23 protein-coding genes are annotated in these 18962 nt (G+C 57.5%); 6 read left to right on the top strand and 17 right to left on the bottom strand.

Going from position 1 to position 18962, the window contains the following annotated elements; translation table 11 throughout:
- Positions 1–11 precede the first annotated feature (11 nt).
- Positions 12–785 (bottom strand): tRNA1(Val) (adenine(37)-N6)-methyltransferase, encoded by a 774-nt coding sequence (locus ACR0CW_RS09040; protein WP_480787540.1) that lies wholly within the window; start codon positions 783–785, stop codon positions 12–14.
- Positions 782–997 carry a putative signal transducing protein gene (locus ACR0CW_RS09035; protein WP_155149757.1) on the bottom strand — a complete coding sequence of 72 codons (216 nt, stop codon included), beginning with the start codon at positions 995–997 and terminating at the stop codon, positions 782–784. Before ACR0CW_RS09035 ends, ACR0CW_RS09040 begins: the two co-directional genes overlap by 4 nt.
- 56 nt (positions 998–1053) lie before the next feature.
- Here ACR0CW_RS09035 and ACR0CW_RS09030 point away from each other — a divergent pair, with 56 nt between their 5' ends.
- Positions 1054–2052, top strand: a complete 999-nt coding sequence (locus ACR0CW_RS09030; RefSeq protein WP_480787539.1) for a polyprenyl synthetase family protein — start codon at positions 1054–1056, stop codon at positions 2050–2052.
- Here the strand turns inward: ACR0CW_RS09030 and ACR0CW_RS09025 are convergent.
- The 4 genes from ACR0CW_RS09025 to soxR all read right to left on the bottom strand — a co-directional run bounded on the left by ACR0CW_RS09025 (position 2045) and on the right by soxR (position 6912).
- The gene (locus ACR0CW_RS09025) at positions 2045–2866 is read right to left on the bottom strand and encodes a 4-(cytidine 5'-diphospho)-2-C-methyl-D-erythritol kinase (RefSeq protein WP_480787538.1); all 822 of its coding nucleotides are present in this window, start codon (positions 2864–2866) and stop codon (positions 2045–2047) included. The two genes, ACR0CW_RS09030 and ACR0CW_RS09025, sit on opposite strands and share 8 nt — an antisense overlap.
- Positions 2856–4571 (bottom strand): tetratricopeptide repeat protein, encoded by a 1716-nt coding sequence (locus ACR0CW_RS09020; protein WP_480787537.1) that lies wholly within the window; start codon positions 4569–4571, stop codon positions 2856–2858. The genes ACR0CW_RS09025 and ACR0CW_RS09020 overlap by 11 nt, the downstream gene beginning before the upstream one ends.
- A 101-nt stretch (positions 4572–4672) precedes the next feature.
- Entirely contained in the window at positions 4673–6319 is a 1647-nt protein-coding gene (locus ACR0CW_RS09015) for an electron transfer flavoprotein-ubiquinone oxidoreductase (protein WP_480787536.1), read from the bottom strand.
- Positions 6320–6456: 137 nt separating this feature from the next.
- Positions 6457–6912 carry a redox-sensitive transcriptional activator SoxR gene (gene soxR, locus ACR0CW_RS09010; protein WP_155149747.1) on the bottom strand — a complete coding sequence of 152 codons (456 nt, stop codon included), beginning with the start codon at positions 6910–6912 and terminating at the stop codon, positions 6457–6459.
- 86 nt (positions 6913–6998) lie between these two features.
- On the opposite strand from soxR, the gene ACR0CW_RS09005 reads away from it, so the two are divergent.
- The 3 genes from ACR0CW_RS09005 to ACR0CW_RS08995 all read left to right on the top strand — a co-directional run bounded on the left by ACR0CW_RS09005 (position 6999) and on the right by ACR0CW_RS08995 (position 8997).
- Positions 6999–7379 (top strand): VOC family protein, encoded by a 381-nt coding sequence (locus ACR0CW_RS09005; RefSeq protein ID WP_480787535.1) that lies wholly within the window; start codon positions 6999–7001, stop codon positions 7377–7379.
- A gap of 137 nt (positions 7380–7516) precedes the next feature.
- Positions 7517–7987, top strand: coding sequence for a transcription elongation factor GreA (gene greA / locus ACR0CW_RS09000; protein ID WP_155149743.1), 471 nt, complete (start codon positions 7517–7519; stop codon positions 7985–7987).
- A gap of 14 nt (positions 7988–8001) precedes the next feature.
- Entirely contained in the window at positions 8002–8997 is a 996-nt protein-coding gene (locus ACR0CW_RS08995) for a hypothetical protein (protein ID WP_480787534.1), read from the top strand.
- Here the strand turns inward: ACR0CW_RS08995 and ACR0CW_RS08990 are convergent.
- The 6 genes from ACR0CW_RS08990 to ACR0CW_RS08965 all read right to left on the bottom strand — a co-directional run bounded on the left by ACR0CW_RS08990 (position 8994) and on the right by ACR0CW_RS08965 (position 14175).
- Positions 8994–9587, bottom strand: a complete 594-nt coding sequence (locus tag ACR0CW_RS08990; protein WP_480787533.1) for a GNAT family N-acetyltransferase — start codon at positions 9585–9587, stop codon at positions 8994–8996. The genes ACR0CW_RS08995 and ACR0CW_RS08990 overlap by 4 nt on opposite strands.
- A complete protein-coding gene (locus tag ACR0CW_RS08985) occupies positions 9584–10861 on the bottom strand; it encodes a molybdenum cofactor synthesis domain-containing protein (protein ID WP_480787532.1) in 1278 nt (425 codons plus the stop codon). Before ACR0CW_RS08985 ends, ACR0CW_RS08990 begins: the two co-directional genes overlap by 4 nt.
- Positions 10862–10960: 99 nt before the next feature.
- Positions 10961–11452, bottom strand: a complete 492-nt coding sequence (mobB, locus tag ACR0CW_RS08980) for a molybdopterin-guanine dinucleotide biosynthesis protein B (protein ID WP_480787531.1) — start codon at positions 11450–11452, stop codon at positions 10961–10963.
- Positions 11449–12093 (bottom strand): molybdenum cofactor guanylyltransferase MobA, encoded by a 645-nt coding sequence (gene mobA, locus ACR0CW_RS08975; RefSeq protein ID WP_480787530.1) that lies wholly within the window; start codon positions 12091–12093, stop codon positions 11449–11451. The genes mobB and mobA overlap by 4 nt, the downstream gene beginning before the upstream one ends.
- Before the next feature lie 48 nt (positions 12094–12141).
- Positions 12142–13095: an AEC family transporter gene (locus ACR0CW_RS08970; RefSeq protein WP_170332452.1), complete on the bottom strand. Its 954-nt coding sequence runs from the start codon at positions 13093–13095 to the stop codon at positions 12142–12144.
- A 123-nt stretch (positions 13096–13218) separates the two neighbouring features.
- Positions 13219–14175 carry a formate dehydrogenase accessory sulfurtransferase FdhD gene (locus ACR0CW_RS08965; RefSeq protein WP_480787529.1) on the bottom strand — a complete coding sequence of 319 codons (957 nt, stop codon included), beginning with the start codon at positions 14173–14175 and terminating at the stop codon, positions 13219–13221.
- Between ACR0CW_RS08965 and ACR0CW_RS08960 the strand changes: the two genes are divergently transcribed.
- Both ACR0CW_RS08960 and ACR0CW_RS08955 read left to right on the top strand, forming a co-directional pair.
- Positions 14174–14890 (top strand): AzlC family ABC transporter permease, encoded by a 717-nt coding sequence (locus ACR0CW_RS08960; protein ID WP_480787528.1) that lies wholly within the window; start codon positions 14174–14176, stop codon positions 14888–14890. The genes ACR0CW_RS08965 and ACR0CW_RS08960 overlap by 2 nt on opposite strands.
- Positions 14887–15219 (top strand): AzlD domain-containing protein, encoded by a 333-nt coding sequence (locus ACR0CW_RS08955; protein WP_155149728.1) that lies wholly within the window; start codon positions 14887–14889, stop codon positions 15217–15219. The genes ACR0CW_RS08960 and ACR0CW_RS08955 overlap by 4 nt, the downstream gene beginning before the upstream one ends.
- On the opposite strand, the gene ACR0CW_RS08950 is transcribed toward ACR0CW_RS08955, so the two are convergent.
- The 5 genes from ACR0CW_RS08950 to ACR0CW_RS08930 form a co-directional block, all read right to left on the bottom strand.
- A complete protein-coding gene (locus ACR0CW_RS08950; protein ID WP_480787527.1) occupies positions 15208–15840 on the bottom strand; it encodes a hypothetical protein in 633 nt (210 codons plus the stop codon). The genes ACR0CW_RS08955 and ACR0CW_RS08950 overlap by 12 nt on opposite strands.
- A gap of 18 nt (positions 15841–15858) precedes the next feature.
- The gene (locus tag ACR0CW_RS08945) at positions 15859–15993 is read right to left on the bottom strand and encodes an aa3-type cytochrome c oxidase subunit IV (RefSeq protein ID WP_480787526.1); all 135 of its coding nucleotides are present in this window, start codon (positions 15991–15993) and stop codon (positions 15859–15861) included.
- A gap of 66 nt (positions 15994–16059) precedes the next feature.
- On the bottom strand, positions 16060–16620 hold the full coding sequence (locus tag ACR0CW_RS08940; RefSeq protein ID WP_480787525.1) for a hypothetical protein: 561 nt from the start codon (positions 16618–16620) through the stop codon (positions 16060–16062).
- The gene (locus tag ACR0CW_RS08935) at positions 16607–18445 is read right to left on the bottom strand and encodes a glycerophosphodiester phosphodiesterase family protein (RefSeq protein ID WP_480787524.1); all 1839 of its coding nucleotides are present in this window, start codon (positions 18443–18445) and stop codon (positions 16607–16609) included. The genes ACR0CW_RS08940 and ACR0CW_RS08935 overlap by 14 nt, the downstream gene beginning before the upstream one ends.
- 64 nt (positions 18446–18509) lie before the next feature.
- Positions 18510–18962, bottom strand: a complete 453-nt coding sequence (locus ACR0CW_RS08930) for a DUF6173 family protein (protein ID WP_480787523.1) — start codon at positions 18960–18962, stop codon at positions 18510–18512.

Genomic DNA, 18962 nt, shown 5'->3' with positions numbered 1-18962 from the left:
CTGGTCATTGCCTATCGTGCGGCCGGCCAGGGCAATTCAGCCCCTTCGCGCAGGATTTTCATCACTTCGGGTGTGTAACTTTCACCATCGCGAATATGTCTTTCACCGACGTGCAAAACCAATGGTGCGTGAAGTTTGAAATCAGCCCGACCACCCTTGCGCGCGCGCAGTATCAACAGCTCGGCCGCCCTGCCAATCCGTGGGGCAAGAGGCAGGATTTCGACCGATCCCAGTCGCCCCGAACAAGCCGACAACATGTCCGGCAGCCGTTCGACACGCTGGATCATGTGCAGATAACCGCGCGAGGCAAGACGTCGGGCGGCTATTTCGATCCAATGGGCCAATGGTGTTTGTTCACCCAGTGCGATTTGGCGACCGCTATCGGTGGCAGGGCTGTGCGCTCCGGGGCGATAATACGGTGGATTGGCAATAACGTGATCGAACTGCCGCTGCCTGAGTTCAGACGGCAAAGCGGACAGATCTGCCTGAACAACTTCAAAATTTGCGCCGTTTTTTACAGCGTTTTTGCGCGCCAGCTCAGCGTATTCAGCCTGCAATTCAACTCCTGACAGGTGAAGTCCCGGAACGCGCACAGCAAGGCATAGCGCCGCAGCCCCTGCCCCGCAGCCCAGCTCGAGCACAGACTGGCCGGATGTTGCCGGAACAGATGCCGCCAGAAAAACCGGATCTACACCAGCCCGGTACCCGTCAACGGGCTGCCAAAGCCGAACACGGCCGCCCAGAAAATCGTTACAGGTCAGTTCGTTGTCAGCAAACCCGCTCATCTGCCCAGTGGGATCTCATTGTCACGCATCACCCGCTCGGCCCGATCAAGATCATCCGCCCGAACCATCAGCCGTCGCGGAAAAATTCCAATGCCACCTTCGAGGATGCTCATATTTACGTCCATCTGAAAGCAGTCTATATCCTCGCCCTCAAGGAGAGCGGATGCAAAGGCCAGAATGGTGGGATCGGTGCTGCGCAGAAGTTCTTTCATGGGGATGGATGTAAGGGCAAGGCGGGACGGAAGTCGAGCCTTGTATCAGGAGTGTGATGAATATCAGCACGATCTCGAAACCGCATGAGCGACTGGCGGACATTCTGGCACCGGAAATGGAGGCCGTGAATGAACTGATCCGGACGCGCATGGCGTCGGAACATGCACCACGCATCCCCGAAGTGACGGCCCATCTGGTCGAAGCCGGCGGCAAACGCCTGCGCCCGATGCTGACGCTCGCTGCAGCCCGGCTGTTTGGCTATCCGGGGGATCACCACGTGCGTCTGGCAGCCACGGTCGAATTCATTCATACAGCTACGTTGCTGCATGACGACGTTGTGGATGAAAGCGCCCAGCGTCGCGGACGCCCCACAGCGAACCTGCTTTGGGACAATAAATCCAGTGTTCTGGTAGGTGACTACCTGTTTTCCCGCAGTTTCCAACTGATGGTTGAAACAGGTTCACTGCGCGTGCTGGACATCCTTGCGAATGCATCCGCGACGATCGCAGAAGGTGAAGTCCTGCAAATGACCGCCGCCACCGATCTGCGCACGGATGAAAGCGTGTACCTGCAGGTGGTTCGCGGCAAAACCGCCGCACTGTTTTCCGCAGCCACCGAAGTTGGCGGCGTGATCGCGGGCGCAACCGAAGAACAGGTCAAAGCCCTGTTCGATTACGGCGACGCCTTGGGTATTGCATTCCAGATTGCAGACGATCTGCTGGATTATCAAGGTGATAGCAAGGCGACCGGCAAGAATGTCGGCGACGATTTCCGCGAGCGCAAGCTGACTCTGCCGGTGATCAAGGCAGTCGCTCAGGCAACGCCGGAAGAGCGCGCCTTTTGGGAGCGCACGATCGAGAAAGGCCGTCAGGAAGACACCGATCTGGATCACGCCCTGAGCCTGATGAACAAATACGGCACGCTGGATGAAACGCGCTCTGACGCATATGGCTGGGCCGCCAAGGCAAAGACCGCGCTGGATGTGCTGCCCGATCATGAAATACGCAATCTGTTGCGTGATCTGGCCGACTACGTGGTCTCGCGCCTCAACTAAGCTGCGTGGCGCGGCACCACCAGTTGGGAAAGGCCGCGCCAATTTCATAAGCTGCGAAATGGGCCGCTTTCATCGACGGATAGAGCGCAAAGCAGGTCGACCCTGATCCAGACATCCGCGCGAGCAGGACGTTGCGGGTTGCGCGCAATTCATCAAGCGTCCGTTCGATTTCAGGCGCCAACGCCTTGGCAGGCGCTTCCAGATCATTGCGTTGTTCACCCAGCCACTCCGCCCACTCTTCGGAAGTTTCAAGCGCAGGAATATATTCTGGCATTGGCGGGTTGTGCCGTAATGCGAGCGCTTTGAATATCGGTCCCGTCGGCACCTCCACACCCGGATTAACCAGCAGCGCTGCCAGTGGTGGCAGAACAATCGGGGTTATCTCTTCACCAATGCCCCGCATTCGGGAAGCCTGGCCTGCCACACAAACGGGAACGTCTGCCCCCAGGGACAACGCCACATCGGGTGAGGCATCAAACCCCTGCTCGGACAGCACCTTCAGCGTAGCCGCAGCATCCGATGAACCGCCGCCTATCCCAGCACCATGCGGAAGAACCTTGTTGAGGCTGATATGTCCTGACCATCCTGCAGCCTCGGCCGCTTGCCATACGAGATTGCGGCTATCCGTCGGAACACCCTCGGCAAACTCGCCCGCCACCTCCATCGACAGGTTGGGCGCGGTCGCAAATATCAGATCATCACCGACATCCGCAAAGGCAACCAGCGAATCCAACAAGTGATAGCCATCCGTGCGCTGGCCGGTCACATGCAGGGTCAGGTTGATCTTGGCAGGCGCGAAGGCCTTAATTGCCATTGGCGACCTTCAATGGTTCAGCACCTTCCTCGGAAAGTACCAGATCCAGGCCCACATCCAGCTTGCGACGGATACGTTCCGGATCTGCTTCGCCATCGGTATCCTCGGGATCGATGAACGACAGCGCTCGCTTCCACTGGAACTCAGCCTCACGTTCCCGGCCTACAGCCCAGTACACATCGCCCAAGTGATCATTCACGACCGGATCAACCGGCATCAACTCGACAGCGCGTTCCATATGATCAACCGCCTCATCGTAGCGGCCAAGGCGGAAAAGAACCCAGCCAAGGCTGTCAACGATATAGCCGCTGTCCGGGCGCGCTGCGACGGCGCGTTCGATCATGTCCAGCGCCTCATCCAGTTTCTCGCGGCGTTCTACCAATGAGTATCCAAGGTAGTTGAGGACCTGAGGTTGATCCGGGTTCAACTCCAGCGCCCGCCGGAAATCAGCCTCGGCATTTTCCCAGTTTTTCAGGCGCTCGTGCGAGATACCGCGGGCATAATGCAGGAACCAATTCCCACCCGAGTCGGTTTCGGTCAGCTCGATGGCTGTGTTGTAGGATTTGACCGCCGCCTCGTAATTCTCCTGCTGGCGTTCAAGGTCCGCCAGCGCGACATGGACGCTGGGCAGACCCGGTTGGCGGGCAGCCAGATTCTGCAGCACTTCGACGGCAGCATCATTTTTGCCTGAACGGCCCAGAACTTCGGCACGGCCCAGTTCAGCAGCGTGGTAATCCGTACTATCCGCCGGAACCGACCGATAAGCAGCCACGGCCAAATCATACTGTTTCAGCGCATCCAGCAACTCCGCGCTCAGCAATATTGCATCTATGTGATCGGGCCGCAGGAACGCAGCAATACGCGCATAAAGCAGGACATAATCGGGGGCAGCTTCGGTATTCAGCGCTGCACCAACCGAGAAAAAGACCTCGGCCATGCCATCCTGCGCAGAACCCACATGGGTGAACGGCAGCGTTTCCCCCGCTTTCAAACGGTTCACATAGCCATCAATGGACGGGTCGTTTCCGGCTGCGAATACTTCGTCCAGAAACTGCAACGCTTCTTCGTTGCGGTCGAGTTGGGACAACACTTCAACCCGTGCCAGCACAGCGCGACGCGAGAAACGGGATACGGCACCACCATTTGCCTGGAAAACCTCTTCGGCCCCTTCGAAGTCACCAACCGAAGCCAGTGCCATCGCCTTGTGATACAAAGCAAAGTCCCGCAACCCTTCCTGAGTTGCGACTTCGTCAAACTGCTCCATCGCCTTGGTCATTTCGCCCTGACCGATATAGGTCCAGGCAATCATCAGCCCGTCAACTAATGGCCCTACGCCCTGTGTTTCGGGGTCCCGGGCGAGAAACTCATCCAATTTTCCTTCGGACACCAGGCTGGCTGAAATGACCATTTTCGCGGCCTGGCTGGCCAGATCGCTTTCTTCCATCCTTTGCGCGATGGGCAATGCGCCCTCGACTTCGCCCAACGCAAGACGGGCAACGAGAACGCTCTCAAGCAACTGTTCATTTTGCGGATCGAATTTCAGCGCCTGCGCATAGTATTTCTCAGCGGCAGTATAATCGCTTTCGTAAACGGCCTGGCGCCCAGCCAGATAAGACCCCGAACCGGTATCTGAAAGAGCCGGCAACGCGAATGTCGAGGTAATAAGCACGGTCAGAGCCGCGCGACGAACCAGGGAAACCACCAAAATCCTGCCTTATTGTCATTGACTGACCGTAAAGCTAGGGCTTTGGCCTGAAAGAGGCAATGGCAGAGCCTTCACGACCCTGCCAGTGCCCGTGTTTTTGCCTACATGTTCGGATAGTTCGGTCCGTCACCACCCTGCGGCGTCGTCCAGGTGATGTTCTGGCTCGGATCCTTGATGTCGCAGGTTTTGCAGTGGACGCAGTTCTGGAAGTTGATGACGAATCGCGGACCGTCTTCATCTTCGACCATTTCATATACGCCAGCCGGGCAATAGCGCTGCGCCGGTTCATCGAACTTGGGCAGGTTGACCTTTACCGGAATTTCCGGGTCGGTCAGCTTCAGGTGGCAGGGCTGGCTTTCCTCGTGGTTGGTCATCGCGAAGGACACGTTGGTCAGACGGTCAAAGGACAGCGTACCATCGGGCTTCGGATAATCGATTGGTTTATGCTTGCTGGCCTCTTCGGTCGCCTCGGCATCGTTCTTGCCGTGACCCAGCGTACCCAGTAGCGAGAAGCCCAGCGTGTTGGTCCACATGTCCATGCCACCCAGCACCAGCGAAGCGGTCAGGCCGTATTTCGACCACAGCGGCTTGACGTTGCGCACCTTCTTCAGGTCGTCGCCAATGGCACCATCGCGAACATCAGCTTCATAGGCGGTCAGTTCATCGCCCGAACGCTCGGCCTTGATGGCGTCATAGGCAGCCTCGGCAGCGGCCTTGCCCGACAGCATCGCGTTGTGGTTGCCCTTGATGCGCGGCACGTTGACCATGCCTGCGGAACAGCCTAGCAGCGCCACGCCCGGAGCTACCAGTTTCGGCATCGACTGATATCCACCTTCGGTGATCGCGCGGGCGCCGTAGGCGACGCGCTTGCCGCCTTTCAGCAGCTCGGCCACCATCGGGTGGTGCTTGAAGCGCTGGAATTCCATGTAGGGGTACAGGTGCGGGTTCTTGTAGTTCAGGTGAACCACGAAACCGACATAGACCTGATTGTTTTCAAGGTGATAGATGAACGATCCGCCACCTGCGTTGCTGCCCAGGGGCCAGCCCATGGTGTGCGTGACCGAACCTTCCTTGTGCTTGGCCGGGTCGATCTCCCAGATCTCTTTCATACCGACGCCGTATTTCTGCGGTTCTTTGCCAGCAGACAGGTCGTATTTGGCGATGACTTCTTTCGAAAGCGAACCGCGGACACCTTCCGACAGGAAGACATATTTGCCGTGCAGCTCCATGCCCGGCTCGGTGTTTGGGCCGTAGGACCCATCGGGTTCCAGGCCAAAAACGCCAGCAACAACGCCTTTGACTTCGCCATTGTCGCCGTAAACCAGCTCGGAACAGGCCATGCCTGGGAAGATTTCAACACCCAGCTCTTCGGCCTGTTCAGCCATCCAGCGGCAGACATTGCCCATCGACACGATGTAGTTGCCGTGGTTGTTCATCAGCGGCGGCATTGGGAAGTTGGGGATGCGGATCTTGCCCGCCTCACCCAGCATGTAGAAATTGTCTTCGTGCACAGGCACGTTCAGCGGTGCACCTTTCTCTTTCCAATCCGGAATCAGTGCGTCCAGACCGCAAGGATCAAGAACCGCACCGGACAGGATATGCGCGCCTACTTCGGAACCCTTTTCAAGCACCACGACGTTCAGGTCAGCGTCCAGCTGTTTCAGACGGATGGCGGCCGACAGACCCGCAGGGCCTGCACCCACGATCACCACGTCATATTCCATCGCTTCGCGTTCAATTTCGGCCATCGCGGGCTCCTTAGCTAACTTTTCCGAATTGGCGCTCTCATTGCATGGTTCGCGCAATTTTGTTTCACGGCTGATTACCCGTTGTGAAAGACCTTGGTCAATCAAAACACGGCGTAACATCGCTGCAATGCGGCAGTTCACCCCTCTGGAGCGTCACCCATGAGGTATCTGGGACCGCTACCATGCGATTTTGCCCGGTCATCGGGGTTGTAGAGGGCACATTTCGGCAAACTCAGGCACCCACACCCGATACACCCGTCCAGATTATCCCGCAGTCGGATCAGGGTATCGATTCGCTGGTCCAGATGAGAACGCAGGCCCTTGCTGATTTCCTTCCAATCCTTGGGGGTCGGCGTACGGTTCCCCGGCAGACCGGACAATACCTCTCGGATTTCAGGCAGGGTCAGTCCGAATTGCTGGGCGATCATGACAAAACTCAGCCGCCGGATATCTGCCCTCTGATAACGTCGTTGTCCGCCCGGGTTTCGCCAGGGCGAGATCAAACCCTGTGCTTCGTAGTACCGGATCGCAGAAACTGCCAATCCGGTTCTGCGTGCTAATGCGCCTATCGACAACCCATCTGATACGGCCATCTGAATCTCCAAATAATACCTTGACCTAAAGTTAGGTTTAGAAATTACGGTGAGTCGGGACAAGCCAAATCTGAAAAGGAGATCCCATGATGGCGACTTTGGAACATACCAACTTCACTGTTCGCGACCCCAAAGCCTCGGCTGAATGGATGCACAAGGTGTTTGACTGGAAAACCCGCTGGGAAGGCCCCGCAATCGCTGGTGGGTACACCGTGCATGTGGGCAGCGCCCATACTTACCTTGCGCTCTACGCACCCGGTAATCCAAAGCCGTCGGACGAAAGCAGCTATGACATCGTCGGCGGGCTGAACCATGTCGGTGTTCTGGTCGAAGATATAGACGCCACCGAGGCAAAGGTACGCGAGGCGGGCTTTGAGCCCCACAATCACGCCGACTACGAGCCAGGGAAAAGGTTCTACTTCGAAGATGATAACGGCATCGAATTTGAAGTTATCAGCTACGACTAGGCCGTATTCCGCGCGTTGGTGAGCATAGCCCTCTTGCAATCCCCGCCCTGATTGGTTCAGGTAATGGCTAACCCCATCTGTCGCCCCGACGCTTTAGTGCGGCGGGGCGACTCAATTTCTGCGTGGACGACAAGAGAATGGAAAAAATTCCAATGACGCCTGCGGGCAACGCCGCGCTCGAGGCGGAACTGAAAAACCTCAAATCCGTCGAGCGCCCGGCGATCATCGAAGCCATCGCTTCGGCGCGTGAGCTTGGCGATCTGAAAGAAAATGCCGAGTATCACTCGGCCCGGGAAAAGCAGGGCTTTATCGAAGGCCGCATCAAAGAGCTGGAAGGCATTTTGTCTCTGGCCGATGTCATCGACCCCAAAAAACTGGCAGGCGCCATCAAATTCGGTGCCAAGGTCACTCTGGTGGACGAAGACACCGATGAAGAAAAAACCTGGCAGATCGTTGGTGAGTACGAAGCCAACATCGAAAACGGTCTGCTGAATATCAAATCCCCCATCGCCCGTGCCCTGATCGGCAAGGACGAAGGTGACAGTGTAGAGGTTCGCACTCCCGGTGGTGTGCGGTCCTATGAGATTCTGAGTATCCAGTACTCCTGACCGGAGCGTGTAACATGTCGGGGTCAACACCTGACCAGGAAACCGAGCGTCCGACGTCGCTGGGCATCTATGATCGCCCGGGGCGTCCTTCGGTGACAATTATCGAGATCGTAGCCATCGCGCTGAGCGTGGTATGGCTGATCGTGGCGGTGGTCTTTCTGGTCATGCCCGGTCCGAATCAAACCGGTGGGTTTGTGGTGACCCTACTGGCAGTGTTCATGCCTGTCGCGATGATCTGGGTTGCGGCCACCGCGATGCGCGCCAGTCGGATCATGCGCGAAGAAAGTGCCCGGCTACAAACCGCGATCGATGCCATTCGCAACGCCTATGTCATACAGCAGCAACGAGCAGCCAGCACCTATGAGCCAACCGTCAGCAAGAAGCTGGATGAAATAGCTGAGACCGCCAAAAACACCGAAACCGCACTGGCAACCTTTTCGTCCCAGCGTACCGAGCCGGCAAAGATTACTCCGCCGACAAACGGAACTGGTGATCAGGCCTCGCTGGAGCTCGGGACTTCGGCCGAAGACATTGCGCCGCCCCTGACCACGGATATCTTCATTCGCGCGCTGAACTTCCCGGAAACTGCGGAAGACACCGTTGGGTTCGATGCATTGCGACTGGCCCTGAAGGACCGAAAGACCGCGCAACTGGTACAGGCGTCGCAGGATGTTCTGACATTGCTGAGCCAAGAAGGCATCTACATGGATGACCTGCGGCCCGACATGGCCCGCCCCGAGGTTTGGCGTCAGTTTGCCCAAGGCGCGCGCGGGCGCGCCGTTGCAGCGCTCGGCGGCATCCGGGATCGCTCCTCGCTGGCGTTGACGTCGGCCCGGATGAAGCAGGATCCGATATTCCGGGATGCCGCCCATCATTTTCTGCGTCGCTTCGACAATATGATCGTGGAGTTCGAACCCGCAGCCAGCGATGCCGACCTGACCGCGCTGGGAGAGACCCGAACCGCGCGGGCGTTCATGCTGCTGGGCCGCGTCGCCGGAACCTTCGACTAGTCTTTCGGGACGGGCCAGCTCATCCGTGTTGAAATGCTAAAGCCGAACAGGTGACGAAAAGGTCCGGTTTCTTCTTCACCGACGACTCTGAAACCCTCGCGCGCATACAGTTCGCGTGCACGAGGGTTGGTGTCTATAACGTCCAGCTGGACTGCGGTCATTCCGGTTCGCAGCGCCTCCGCCTTGATGGCAGATAGCAGCTTCGTCCCGACCCCTTGCCCGCGTGCTTCGGCAGCCACAAAAATTCCATCCATCTGAAATACACCGGGCTGCGTTTTGCGTTCGAGCACACTCAGGATCAGACCGCGCCACGTGCCGCCAAGCCAACCATAGACCTGGGCTAGATCTGTAATCGAGCCTTCAGTCAGCCCGCCGGATGATGTTTTGAACCCGGCCAGTCCCAGCATCTGCCCATCCTTATCCCGCGCAACCAGTGCATAGTCGGGGTTCAGGACGCGCTCGAAGAACGCGATCCCGCGTTCTTCGGGACCCATGACCTTGTTGAGCTTGCCCGAAAACGCCTGCCAGAACAGGTGCGCTGCCAGACCACGCTCAGCTTCACTGAAACCGCGCGAGACCGAAACTGTCACAACCCAAAGCTTCCATAGGGAATGAACCGCACCGGATCACCCGGTTTGATATGGCGCTCACCATCTTCGATCTCGACCAGCCCTTCGGCCCAGCTGAGGCCGCTGATACGCCCTGAACCTTCTGAATGGAACACTTCGACGCGACCGTCCCTAACCCGGGCTCTCTGGTATTCGCGGCGACCCGGTTTCTTTCGTTTCTCGAAACCTGCAGGCAGATCAAACCCCTGAGGTTCAGACCAGCCTGCCCCCGCCATGAGGCAAAGCGCAGGGCGTGCAAAAATCAGGCTACATACCAATGCTGCCACGGGGTTGCCCGGCAATCCGAATACGGGCGTTTCATTCCACATGCCCAATGCCAGCGGGCGTCCAGGTTTCAGTGCTATGCGCCATTCCTGCATTGCACCGGCCTCGCGCAGCAGGGCTGAAACGTGATCTTCATCGCCCGCCGAGGCGCCACCGCTGCTCAGGATCACATCCACCTTATGCGCTGCCTCATCCAGACAGGTACGCAGGGCCTCGCGGCTATCAGAGACACGCCCCAGATCGACCGGCACAAATCCCATCCGTTCGATCAGCGACAACAGCATGGGTCGGTTGGCATCATAAATCTGCCCCGGACCTGCGGCAGCGCCCGGCTCAACCAATTCATCCCCGGTCGACAAGACGGCCACACGCAATTGCTGACGAACAGGCACTTCAGACACTCCGACCGCCGACAGAAGCGCCAGATCCGCTGGAGTCAAGCTGCGGCCTGCAGGCAGGGCCAGCTCTCCTGCCGCCACATCCTCGCCCGCACGACGCGTATTGGCACCCTGCTTCAAGGGGCCACGAAATGCGATATGGCCGTCCTGAACCGTGACATCTTCCTCAAGTATGACCGTATCGACACCATCGGGTAACGCAGCGCCTGTAAGAACCCTGAGCGCGGAACCTTCGGGAACCTGACCATCAAATGGGATACCTGCGGCCGCTCGTCCTTCCGTCAAAGGCAGAACATAGGTTCCGTCCGAAACTTCCAAAGCAAATCCATAGCCATCAACAGCGGTGTTGCGCTGCGGCGGGTTGGATCGTTGTGCGATCATGTCTTCCGCAAGAATACGGCCAGACACCTGCATCAGCGGCAGAGTCTCTACACCCGTCAAAGGCCTCAGCCTGTCGCGCAGCAACGCCAGCGCATCATCAACCGGCGTCCAATTCACCCCTGCGGGCAGAGCGAAGCAATCGTTCTGCAAAGGCGGCGGCGCAATGTCGGGTTTGTTTTGCGAACTGGTCAATTTAAACGTTCCTTTTGTTCGCCGACACTCAGGTCTCTGATCCGCTGGACATGTCTAGGATACTTTGATCCTTTGACTTTGATATTTGGGGGATTGGCCTCACAATCCAACCTCCTGCAGCACAAAGTCAGCGATCGCTTGCGTATCGTTCAGATCAAAAACCGGACGATCCAGAGTAAGTTCCGTGTCACTGGCGACTGCGCGAATGGTCTCGTCATTGGCCGCGATCAGGGGATTTCGGGGTTCTTTTCGAAAAGCCTCGATCTTGGGGTGTCGCTCGCGTTTATAGCCCTCGATCAAAATCAGATCGACAGGCAACAGGCGGCCAAGCAATTCCTCCAGCGATGGTTCCGGAGCACCGCGAAGTTCCTGCATCAGCGCCACGCGCTTGCCTGAGGCTAACAGCACCTCATTAGCGCCAGCCTTCCGGTGGCGATAGCTGTCGCGCCCCGGCTGATCGATATCAAAGGCGTGATGGGCGTGCTTTATGGTAGAAACGGAGAAGCCACGCCCGGTGATTTCTGCCACCAGCCGCTCCATCAATCCGGTTTTGCCCGCGTCTTTCCAACCGGTGACTCCGTATATCCTCATGCGCGCTCCAGCATGTCTTGCGCCAGTTGCAAATCATCGGGCGTGTTAACGTTAAAAAACGGATCGAATGGGTCAGCTGAAAACAGCGCCTCACGCCCGTCATGCTTGTCGGTCCATAGAACCACCTTGCGCAAACCGTTATTCAAAGCCGCCCGCAGGTCGTCGCGCAGGTCCACCGGCCAAAGCCCAAAGGTGGGGTGCCGATTGACCCGCTTGCCGCCGCCGGATTTCAGCGCCTCCTCTCCGGTGCGTGGTGTCGTTGCCATGACCAGAGGATGTTTCTGATCCTCAGCTGAATTCATCAGCCGCATAACCAGATCGTGCGGGAAAAACGGCGTGTCGGCGGCAGCGGTCACGATGCTGTCCGCGCCCTGTTCCGCAGCCCAATCCAGTCCGGCGAGAACACCGGCCAGTGGTCCGGCAAACCCCTCGATCGTGTCTGCAATCACCGGTAAATCAAAATCGGCAAAGCGCGCTGGATCACCATTGGCATTCAGCGCAAGCCTGTCCACCTGCGGAGCGAGACGCTTGATCACATGGCTCAATAGGCTCCGCCCGCCAAGTTGCAGCAAACCCTTGTCTCCGCCTCCCATTCGGGTGGCGAGACCACCAGCGAGGATAACCCCCAAAGGTCGCTTCATTCTCTAACCTCGTTTTACGCCCAATGCCGCTGCCACCCTACAGTTCCTTCAGCCTAGCTGAAATGCCGATGGATAAAGTTGATGCAGGACAAACAGCCACATGATCAGCGTTCCGACCGCCAGAAACGAAGTTGCCGAGACTATATGTGCCGCTAGCTGAGGTTCCTGATCATAGTGTTTTGCCAACAGAAAGATATTCTTTGCGGTCGGCACCGCCGCCGAGACCGTCGCCGCAATGGTCCAAAGCGGATCAAGCCCCACAAGATGCGCGGCAATCAGTACAAGACCGGGGGCGACAATCAGTTTCGTCAGTGTCAGAAACAGGATCAGAGGGCCGGTCTGCAGGATCGTACGGACGCTGGTCGTATACCCGATTGCAAACAGTGCAACTGCGGCCAGTGCCTGACTCAGTAGTGCGAGGTAATCTGAAACAGCGTCTGCGAAACCGATCCCGGTGAAGGAATAGATGACACCGGCCAGCGTCGCGGCGATGATCGGGTTTTTCAGGATATTCAGGATAATCGTCGGCACAGGCGTTTTTGTCGCCGCCGATTGCCTCGAGCTGCTTTCCAGAATGGTGGTCAGCAACAACAGCAGCATCGCCACCACCAGATTTGCCAGCACGGCAGGCAACGCCCCGCTTGCGCCAAAGATCGCATGCAGCACAGGCAGAGCGACAAGCGCGGTGTTGGAGGCAACGGCCGCGAATGCCGCAACTGTGGCGGAACCGACTTGCTTACCCAGTACCAGCCGGAAGCCGATGAACAGCACCACAAAAAGCGCCAGAAGAGTTCCCCCATAGGCAAGGTAGAAGCCGTAGTTGAGGAGGTTTTCAAATTTTTCCTGTCCGATCAGATAGAACATGATCGCTGGGATCAGAACATAGACCGCAAACTGCACCAGCGACTCAGAGGTGTCCTTGGCCAACAGGTTGGTCCAGGAAAAGACGTACCCGGTAAGGATGACCGCAAAAACCGGTGCGATGAGATTAATGAGTTCCATGCAAACCCCAATCTAAAATATGGCCGGCGCTTTGGCCCGGGAAACGGGCCGCACATTGCGACACCCTAGGATATATCTTCAGGATTTTGCAGTGTTTTTTGGATCAAGACGATCCGAGTATACTCAGTCGGGGGCCGGTAAGTCTGTAGCGCTCTTCCGGCGATGCTTCTTGTCTTCTACCGCCACGGTTGCCGGGTCGGCGTCTCGGACCAGTCGGTCTTCGCCAGACAGGCAGACAAACCGCTGACCACGCATGCGACCGATCAGGGTCAGGCCAACTTCGCGCGCGATTTCGACGCCCCATGCGGTAAAGCCGGATCGTGAGGCCAGAACGGGGATGCCCATCATCGCCGTCTTGATCACCATCTCCGAGGTCAGCCGTCCCGTCGTATAGAGTATCTTGTCTTCGGCCGCTTCCCCTTCGGACAGCATCCAGCCCGCAATCTTGTCCACGGCATTGTGGCGTCCGACATCTTCCATATAGACCAGTGGACGATCCTCGCGACACAGGACAGTGCCATGGATCGCCCCCGCTTCTAGATAGAGAGAAGGGGTGCGATTGATCTTGGCCGCCAGATCATAAAGCCATGACGTCCGGACCTGGACCTGTGGCAGGCGCACATCCTCGAGCCCTTCCATCATGTCACCGAATACCGTGCCCACGGCGCATCCACTGGTGCGGGTCTTTTTCTTCAGCTTGTCCTCGTACGAGGTTTCACGCGCGGTACGCACAATGACAGTTTCCAGATCGTCGTCATAATCGACGCGCGTGATCTCGTCATCGGCCAGCAGCATCCCTTGATTGCGCAGAAAGCCCAGCGCCAGGTACTCAGGGTAGTCTCCGATCGTCATTGCCGTCACGATTTCCTGTGAATTCAAGAAGATCGTCAGCGGGCGCTCCTCGACCACGGAAATGTTGCTGACATCACCATTCTGATCCACGCCTTCAACTGCGCGTGTCAGGCGCGCGGCACTTGGGTCTGGCGCGATGATGTATTCCGACAGATCTGTTTCGACGGCCAATTGCAACCCTTTCACAAGCCAGCTACTGCTTTGTCCAACACCATAGGATTTAGCCATGGCATTCACCACATCCAAGTCATACTTCTGGAAGGGTTTTCGGGATGGAACCCCGTTCATTTTCGTAGCGATCCCATTTGGCACCCTGTTTGGCGTCTTCGCGACCGAAGCAGGACTGAATATCGTGCAGACGATGGCCTTTACCGCGACGGTGTTTGCCGGGGCGGCGCAGTTTGCAGCGCTGCAATTGCTGCAGGAAAACACGCCAACGGCGATCATCCTGGTTTCGGCTTTGGCGGTCAATCTGCGGATGGCGATGTATTCAGCCTCGCTGACCCCCTATCTGGGGGCCGCTCCGATGTGGCAGCGCGCTATCGCGGCCTATCTGACGGTCGATCAATCCTATGCCTGCTCGATCGTGCAGTTCGAGAAAGAACCCGATCTGACGATCCCGCAGCGCATGGCCTATTTCTTTGGTTCAGTGGCACCGATCACGCCGCTCTGGATACTGGCCACTTACATGGGTGCCGTGCTTGGCACGCGTATACCCGAAAGCTGGGCGCTGGATTTTGCGCTGCCAATTACGTTTCTGGCGATGATTGGCCCAATGATGCGAACGCTGCCCCATGTGGTCGCCGCAATGGTCGCAATACTAGTTTCGCTGCTGACGGTGGCCATCCCTTACAATCTTGGCCTGCTGATCGCGGGGTGTGCCGGAATGATGGCTGGTGCGCAGGCTGAACTGATGATGGAACGCAGAAAGGCCAACGCATGAACCAGGTCGATCCAGTAACCATGTGGACCATCATCGTAGGGCTGGCTGTCGGCAGCTATACCCTGCGCTTTGTCTTCATCGGATTTGTCGGGGATCGCCCGATGCCACCATGGCTGCTGCGCCATCTGCGCTACACGGCGGTTGCGATCCTGCCTGCATTGATTGCGCCACTGGTTGTCTGGCCATCCGCAACTGCGGGGCAGCCTGATGCACCACGCATGGCTGCAGCGGCAGTTGCCCTGACCGTTGGTCTTGTCACCAAGAATGTGCTGGCGGCCATCTTTACCGGGGCCGCCACACTTTATGGTCTGCTGTATTTACTGGGATAAACCCGCTGCCTGCTGATTGAGGCGCGCATTGTTTGCTGCAAGACCTTTCTGAAGGTCCGCATCGTCATATTCCCGGTATTCCGTGGTCACGACGCCCGGGATTTGCCCGAATTGCTCGGCCAATTTGACCGGGAAAAAGGTCACATCGATCTGCTCGAACCCGGGAACCTGCTGTAGAATCCGAGAGGTGGAATTGGCGCAATAGGCCCCCGCCACCGGTCCGGATTGCTTGGCAAGCTGATAGGCAACCTCGGCCTGCTGTGGGCTGACCTCGATCGTCTGAACGAGGGCATAGTGCGTCTCGCGTGCATGCGAGCTGCGATAGGCCCGTTCAACAGCCGGGGTAATTCCGTACAGGACGTCATCCTTGACCGGCACAATATCTGCCCGGAAAGAACCCGCCGGATCAAAAATCACCCGTTCGCTGGCGCCGATCATCAAGGATGTATGCGCGCCAGACCCTGTACGGGTGTTGATCATGGTATAGAGCGTGAGTGTGGATGGACCCGGATCTTGATAGGATCGCGCAACAATCTCAGCCTTATCGGCTTGCGGACGCTTGGATACGGCGCAGCCAGCCACGGTCACTGCCAGAAGGCAGGCAATCAAAATCCTGATCACGAATGCACTCGCCCAGATTTACGCAGCGAACACTGCCAGGAACAGGCACAGAAGGACGATCGCCACAACGCACCATGTGGTGAATTTGATGAAACCGTCAAAGGTTTTGGATTGAACGGTGATGTCCATCTCGCCGTGCTTGTATTCAGCCATGTCTCTAGAATCCCAATTCGCGTGTTTACCGGTTGAATAATAGAAAACTCAGGGCCTGTCACCACGTCATTCCCGCGCAGGGGTGGGCAAAGCAAAGACTGAGCAGTTTGGGTAACCAAACCCCCAGCGCCATGGCAGGCCAGTGCAGGGACCCCCGCCAAATCGGACCGCCATGTACATGCCTTCTGCAGTAATGGAATGTGCCGAACGGACCTGATCCGGTGTCATGTCATAACGGATCGCGTATTCTTCGGCATGGGCATTCCCGTGCTCTTTGACACAGGACCGCAGTGTCTGATCTGCGGATAGTCTGGCATCAAAGCTATCTTCTGCGCGCAACGCACCGCCAGCGTTGTGATAGGCCCGATCGTGAATGACGCAACAGTCTTCCCAAGGGGGGCGCTCTTCGTAAAGTCTTGCGAATTCCGGAAAGGTGTCCGCGACCAGTCGCCAGCTTGCCGACATACCGCCCGAGCATCCGTCGGTTTCGAACTCTGTCAGTTCAGCATCGCCGCGTTGTTCGATCAATGCGCGGTGGCCCGGCATTTCCACACCGCGCATCAGTTCCTGCGCCTGAACGGGAACTGCCAGACAAGCCAGAACAAGCGACAGCTCAGGGGCTTTCATCGCGCATCGCCTCAGTATCCACCGAAAGACCAAAGGTTGTTGCAAGCCACAGCAGCAACCGCTCACCCGGCCCCATTTCGGCGCGAACCCGCAGCACCTCGTTGGCCATTGCAGGCCGGTCGGTGATCAGACCATCCACACCCATCGAAGCCATTGCAGACATCTGCAACGGGTCATTCACGGTCCAGACGTAGATATCCTTGCCGGCATCATGAACCGACCGGATAAGGCCCGGAGTGACCATCGCAGCGTTGACGGCGACAAAATCCCCTTCCAGGCCGGACAGGTCTCCGATGGCTGTCGCGGCCAAAACACCGGAACGCCAATCGGGGCGCAGAGATTTCATCTTTTGGACAGCTGGGTATTTCAGCGACATTGTCGCAATGTCATCCTGCATTCCCAGTTCTTCAACGATCTGAATCACACGGTTTTCCAGATCGACATCATGGCCGTAATACTTCAGCTCGATTATGACCTTGGACTTTCCCTTCGCCGCGCTCAGAACATCCCGCAGAGTCGGGGTGCGTTCTGCGGCATACTCCGGACCAAACCAACTGCCGATATCGATTTCAGCCACATCCTCCATCGTGGCATCCCAGACCTTCAGATTCACGCCGGCAAGCTTCATGAAGTCACTGTCATGGGCGACGATGACCACGTCGTCTGCGGTCTCCTGAACGTCAATCTCGACCCAATCCGCGCCATCCTCGATGGCCTTCAGGACCGAGGCCATGGTGTTTTCCGGGCGCAGCGCAGCAGCACCGCGATGACCGATCACTTCTGCATGATCAGGGGCCTGAACCCGCTCGAGCAGACCCTGCCCCATCCATAATCCAAACAGCAACGCCGCAATTGCAGCGCCAACCGTTACAAACACGGGTGTGCGTATGTTTGTGGGTTCGGGATGCGGGGTTTCACCGGTTTTGGTTTCAAAGAACCCGTCCAACAACACCGCCAACGCGCCCAGTGCACTCGCTGCCAAAACCAGCCCGGCCAGAGACCACAGGCCAGCCACCAGCAAACTCAGAGTCAAAGCAAATCTCAGATTTACCCCATCCTGCAGCGGCACCAACGCGAATAATATGCCAGCCACAGCCGCAATCAGTGCCGCGATGACGAGACGCAGAGCCAGCCACAGCACAAGCTCAATCTTCAGGCGGCCACGCTTGCCTTCCATCCGTTCAGCGCTCTGATCGAACGCGGCAGAGGGTGCACAATCTTCAAAAAGAACCAGATGCAAGGACAAAGCCCAGGCCGAGAGCTTGCGGATCAGGACCCATGCCAGTGCCAGCACGACAATCCCGATCAGAACAACGGCAACCCTAAAGGCAGGCGGGTGAAAGGTCAGATAATAGTTGATGTCATACTCGGTCAGCGTCCACCACGCGATTATTCCGGCGACCGCCACGAATGGCACGGCCAGCAACAGAACCCGCAATATGAAGCGCACTGCAAAGCCAAACAGCGCAGGTAGACGTGACAGGATCAAACGGATGGCGGCACTGCCCGCGCGCCATGGATCGCGTTCGCCCATGCGCAGTGAGCCTGCCATGACAGAAAACACGAAGACCTCTGCCAGCAGGAACAGGCTCAAAACCACGATCGCAGCGATAAATCCTGCGGGTGAAAGCATGAACATCGCGATGTCCTGATCCGTCAGCGCTGTTTGATTGGACAGCGAAACGGCCAGATTTACAGCGATGGCAACACCCGGCGCGATCAGGGCCACCAAGAGCAACCGCACGGCAATATAGATCGGCACAAAGACCCGCCGCCGGGCCCAGGCACCGGCATAGGCATTTGTAACGGCAGAGAAATATGTCACACGGCGCCCTCCTGAGTATCGCACTCATTCAAGGCTGCGAAAGCGTGAATTGCAAGTCAGGTTGTCAGGATTCTTCCAGATCTGCCGCCAGTCGGAAACCGATACGGTTGGCAGGCTTATCTTCAACGGACTTGGGCAAGGCACGCAGCATCACGTTCAGCTGGCTGACATGTTGCACCAGTTGCGTACGTGCGCCGGCGCCATCTGAGCCATAGAAGGTGATGATATCGGGATCGAAATACCCCATCCCTTCGATCCGCATCACGCCCGCATCGCCTCCGGTAAAGCCCATGGCAACTTCGTGATCGCCATCCAGCGTCTTTTCAAAGTTCTGAATGTACAGGATCAGTCGCTCATATGCCCATTGGGCGGGGCTTTTGGTTGCAACGGGCTTTTGCAGGGGCTCGGGCAGAGCTTTGGTGCCGGATTCGGCATTCGGGTTGGCATGCACTTCATAGCAGCGTGGCAACGCTGCTGCCTCGGCAGCCTCGGCCGATGTTTCGATCTTGTCCTGCAT

This window comes from Ruegeria sp. CH6 (assembly GCF_056537005.1).
This window is presented reverse-complemented; position numbering and strand designations above follow the sequence as displayed.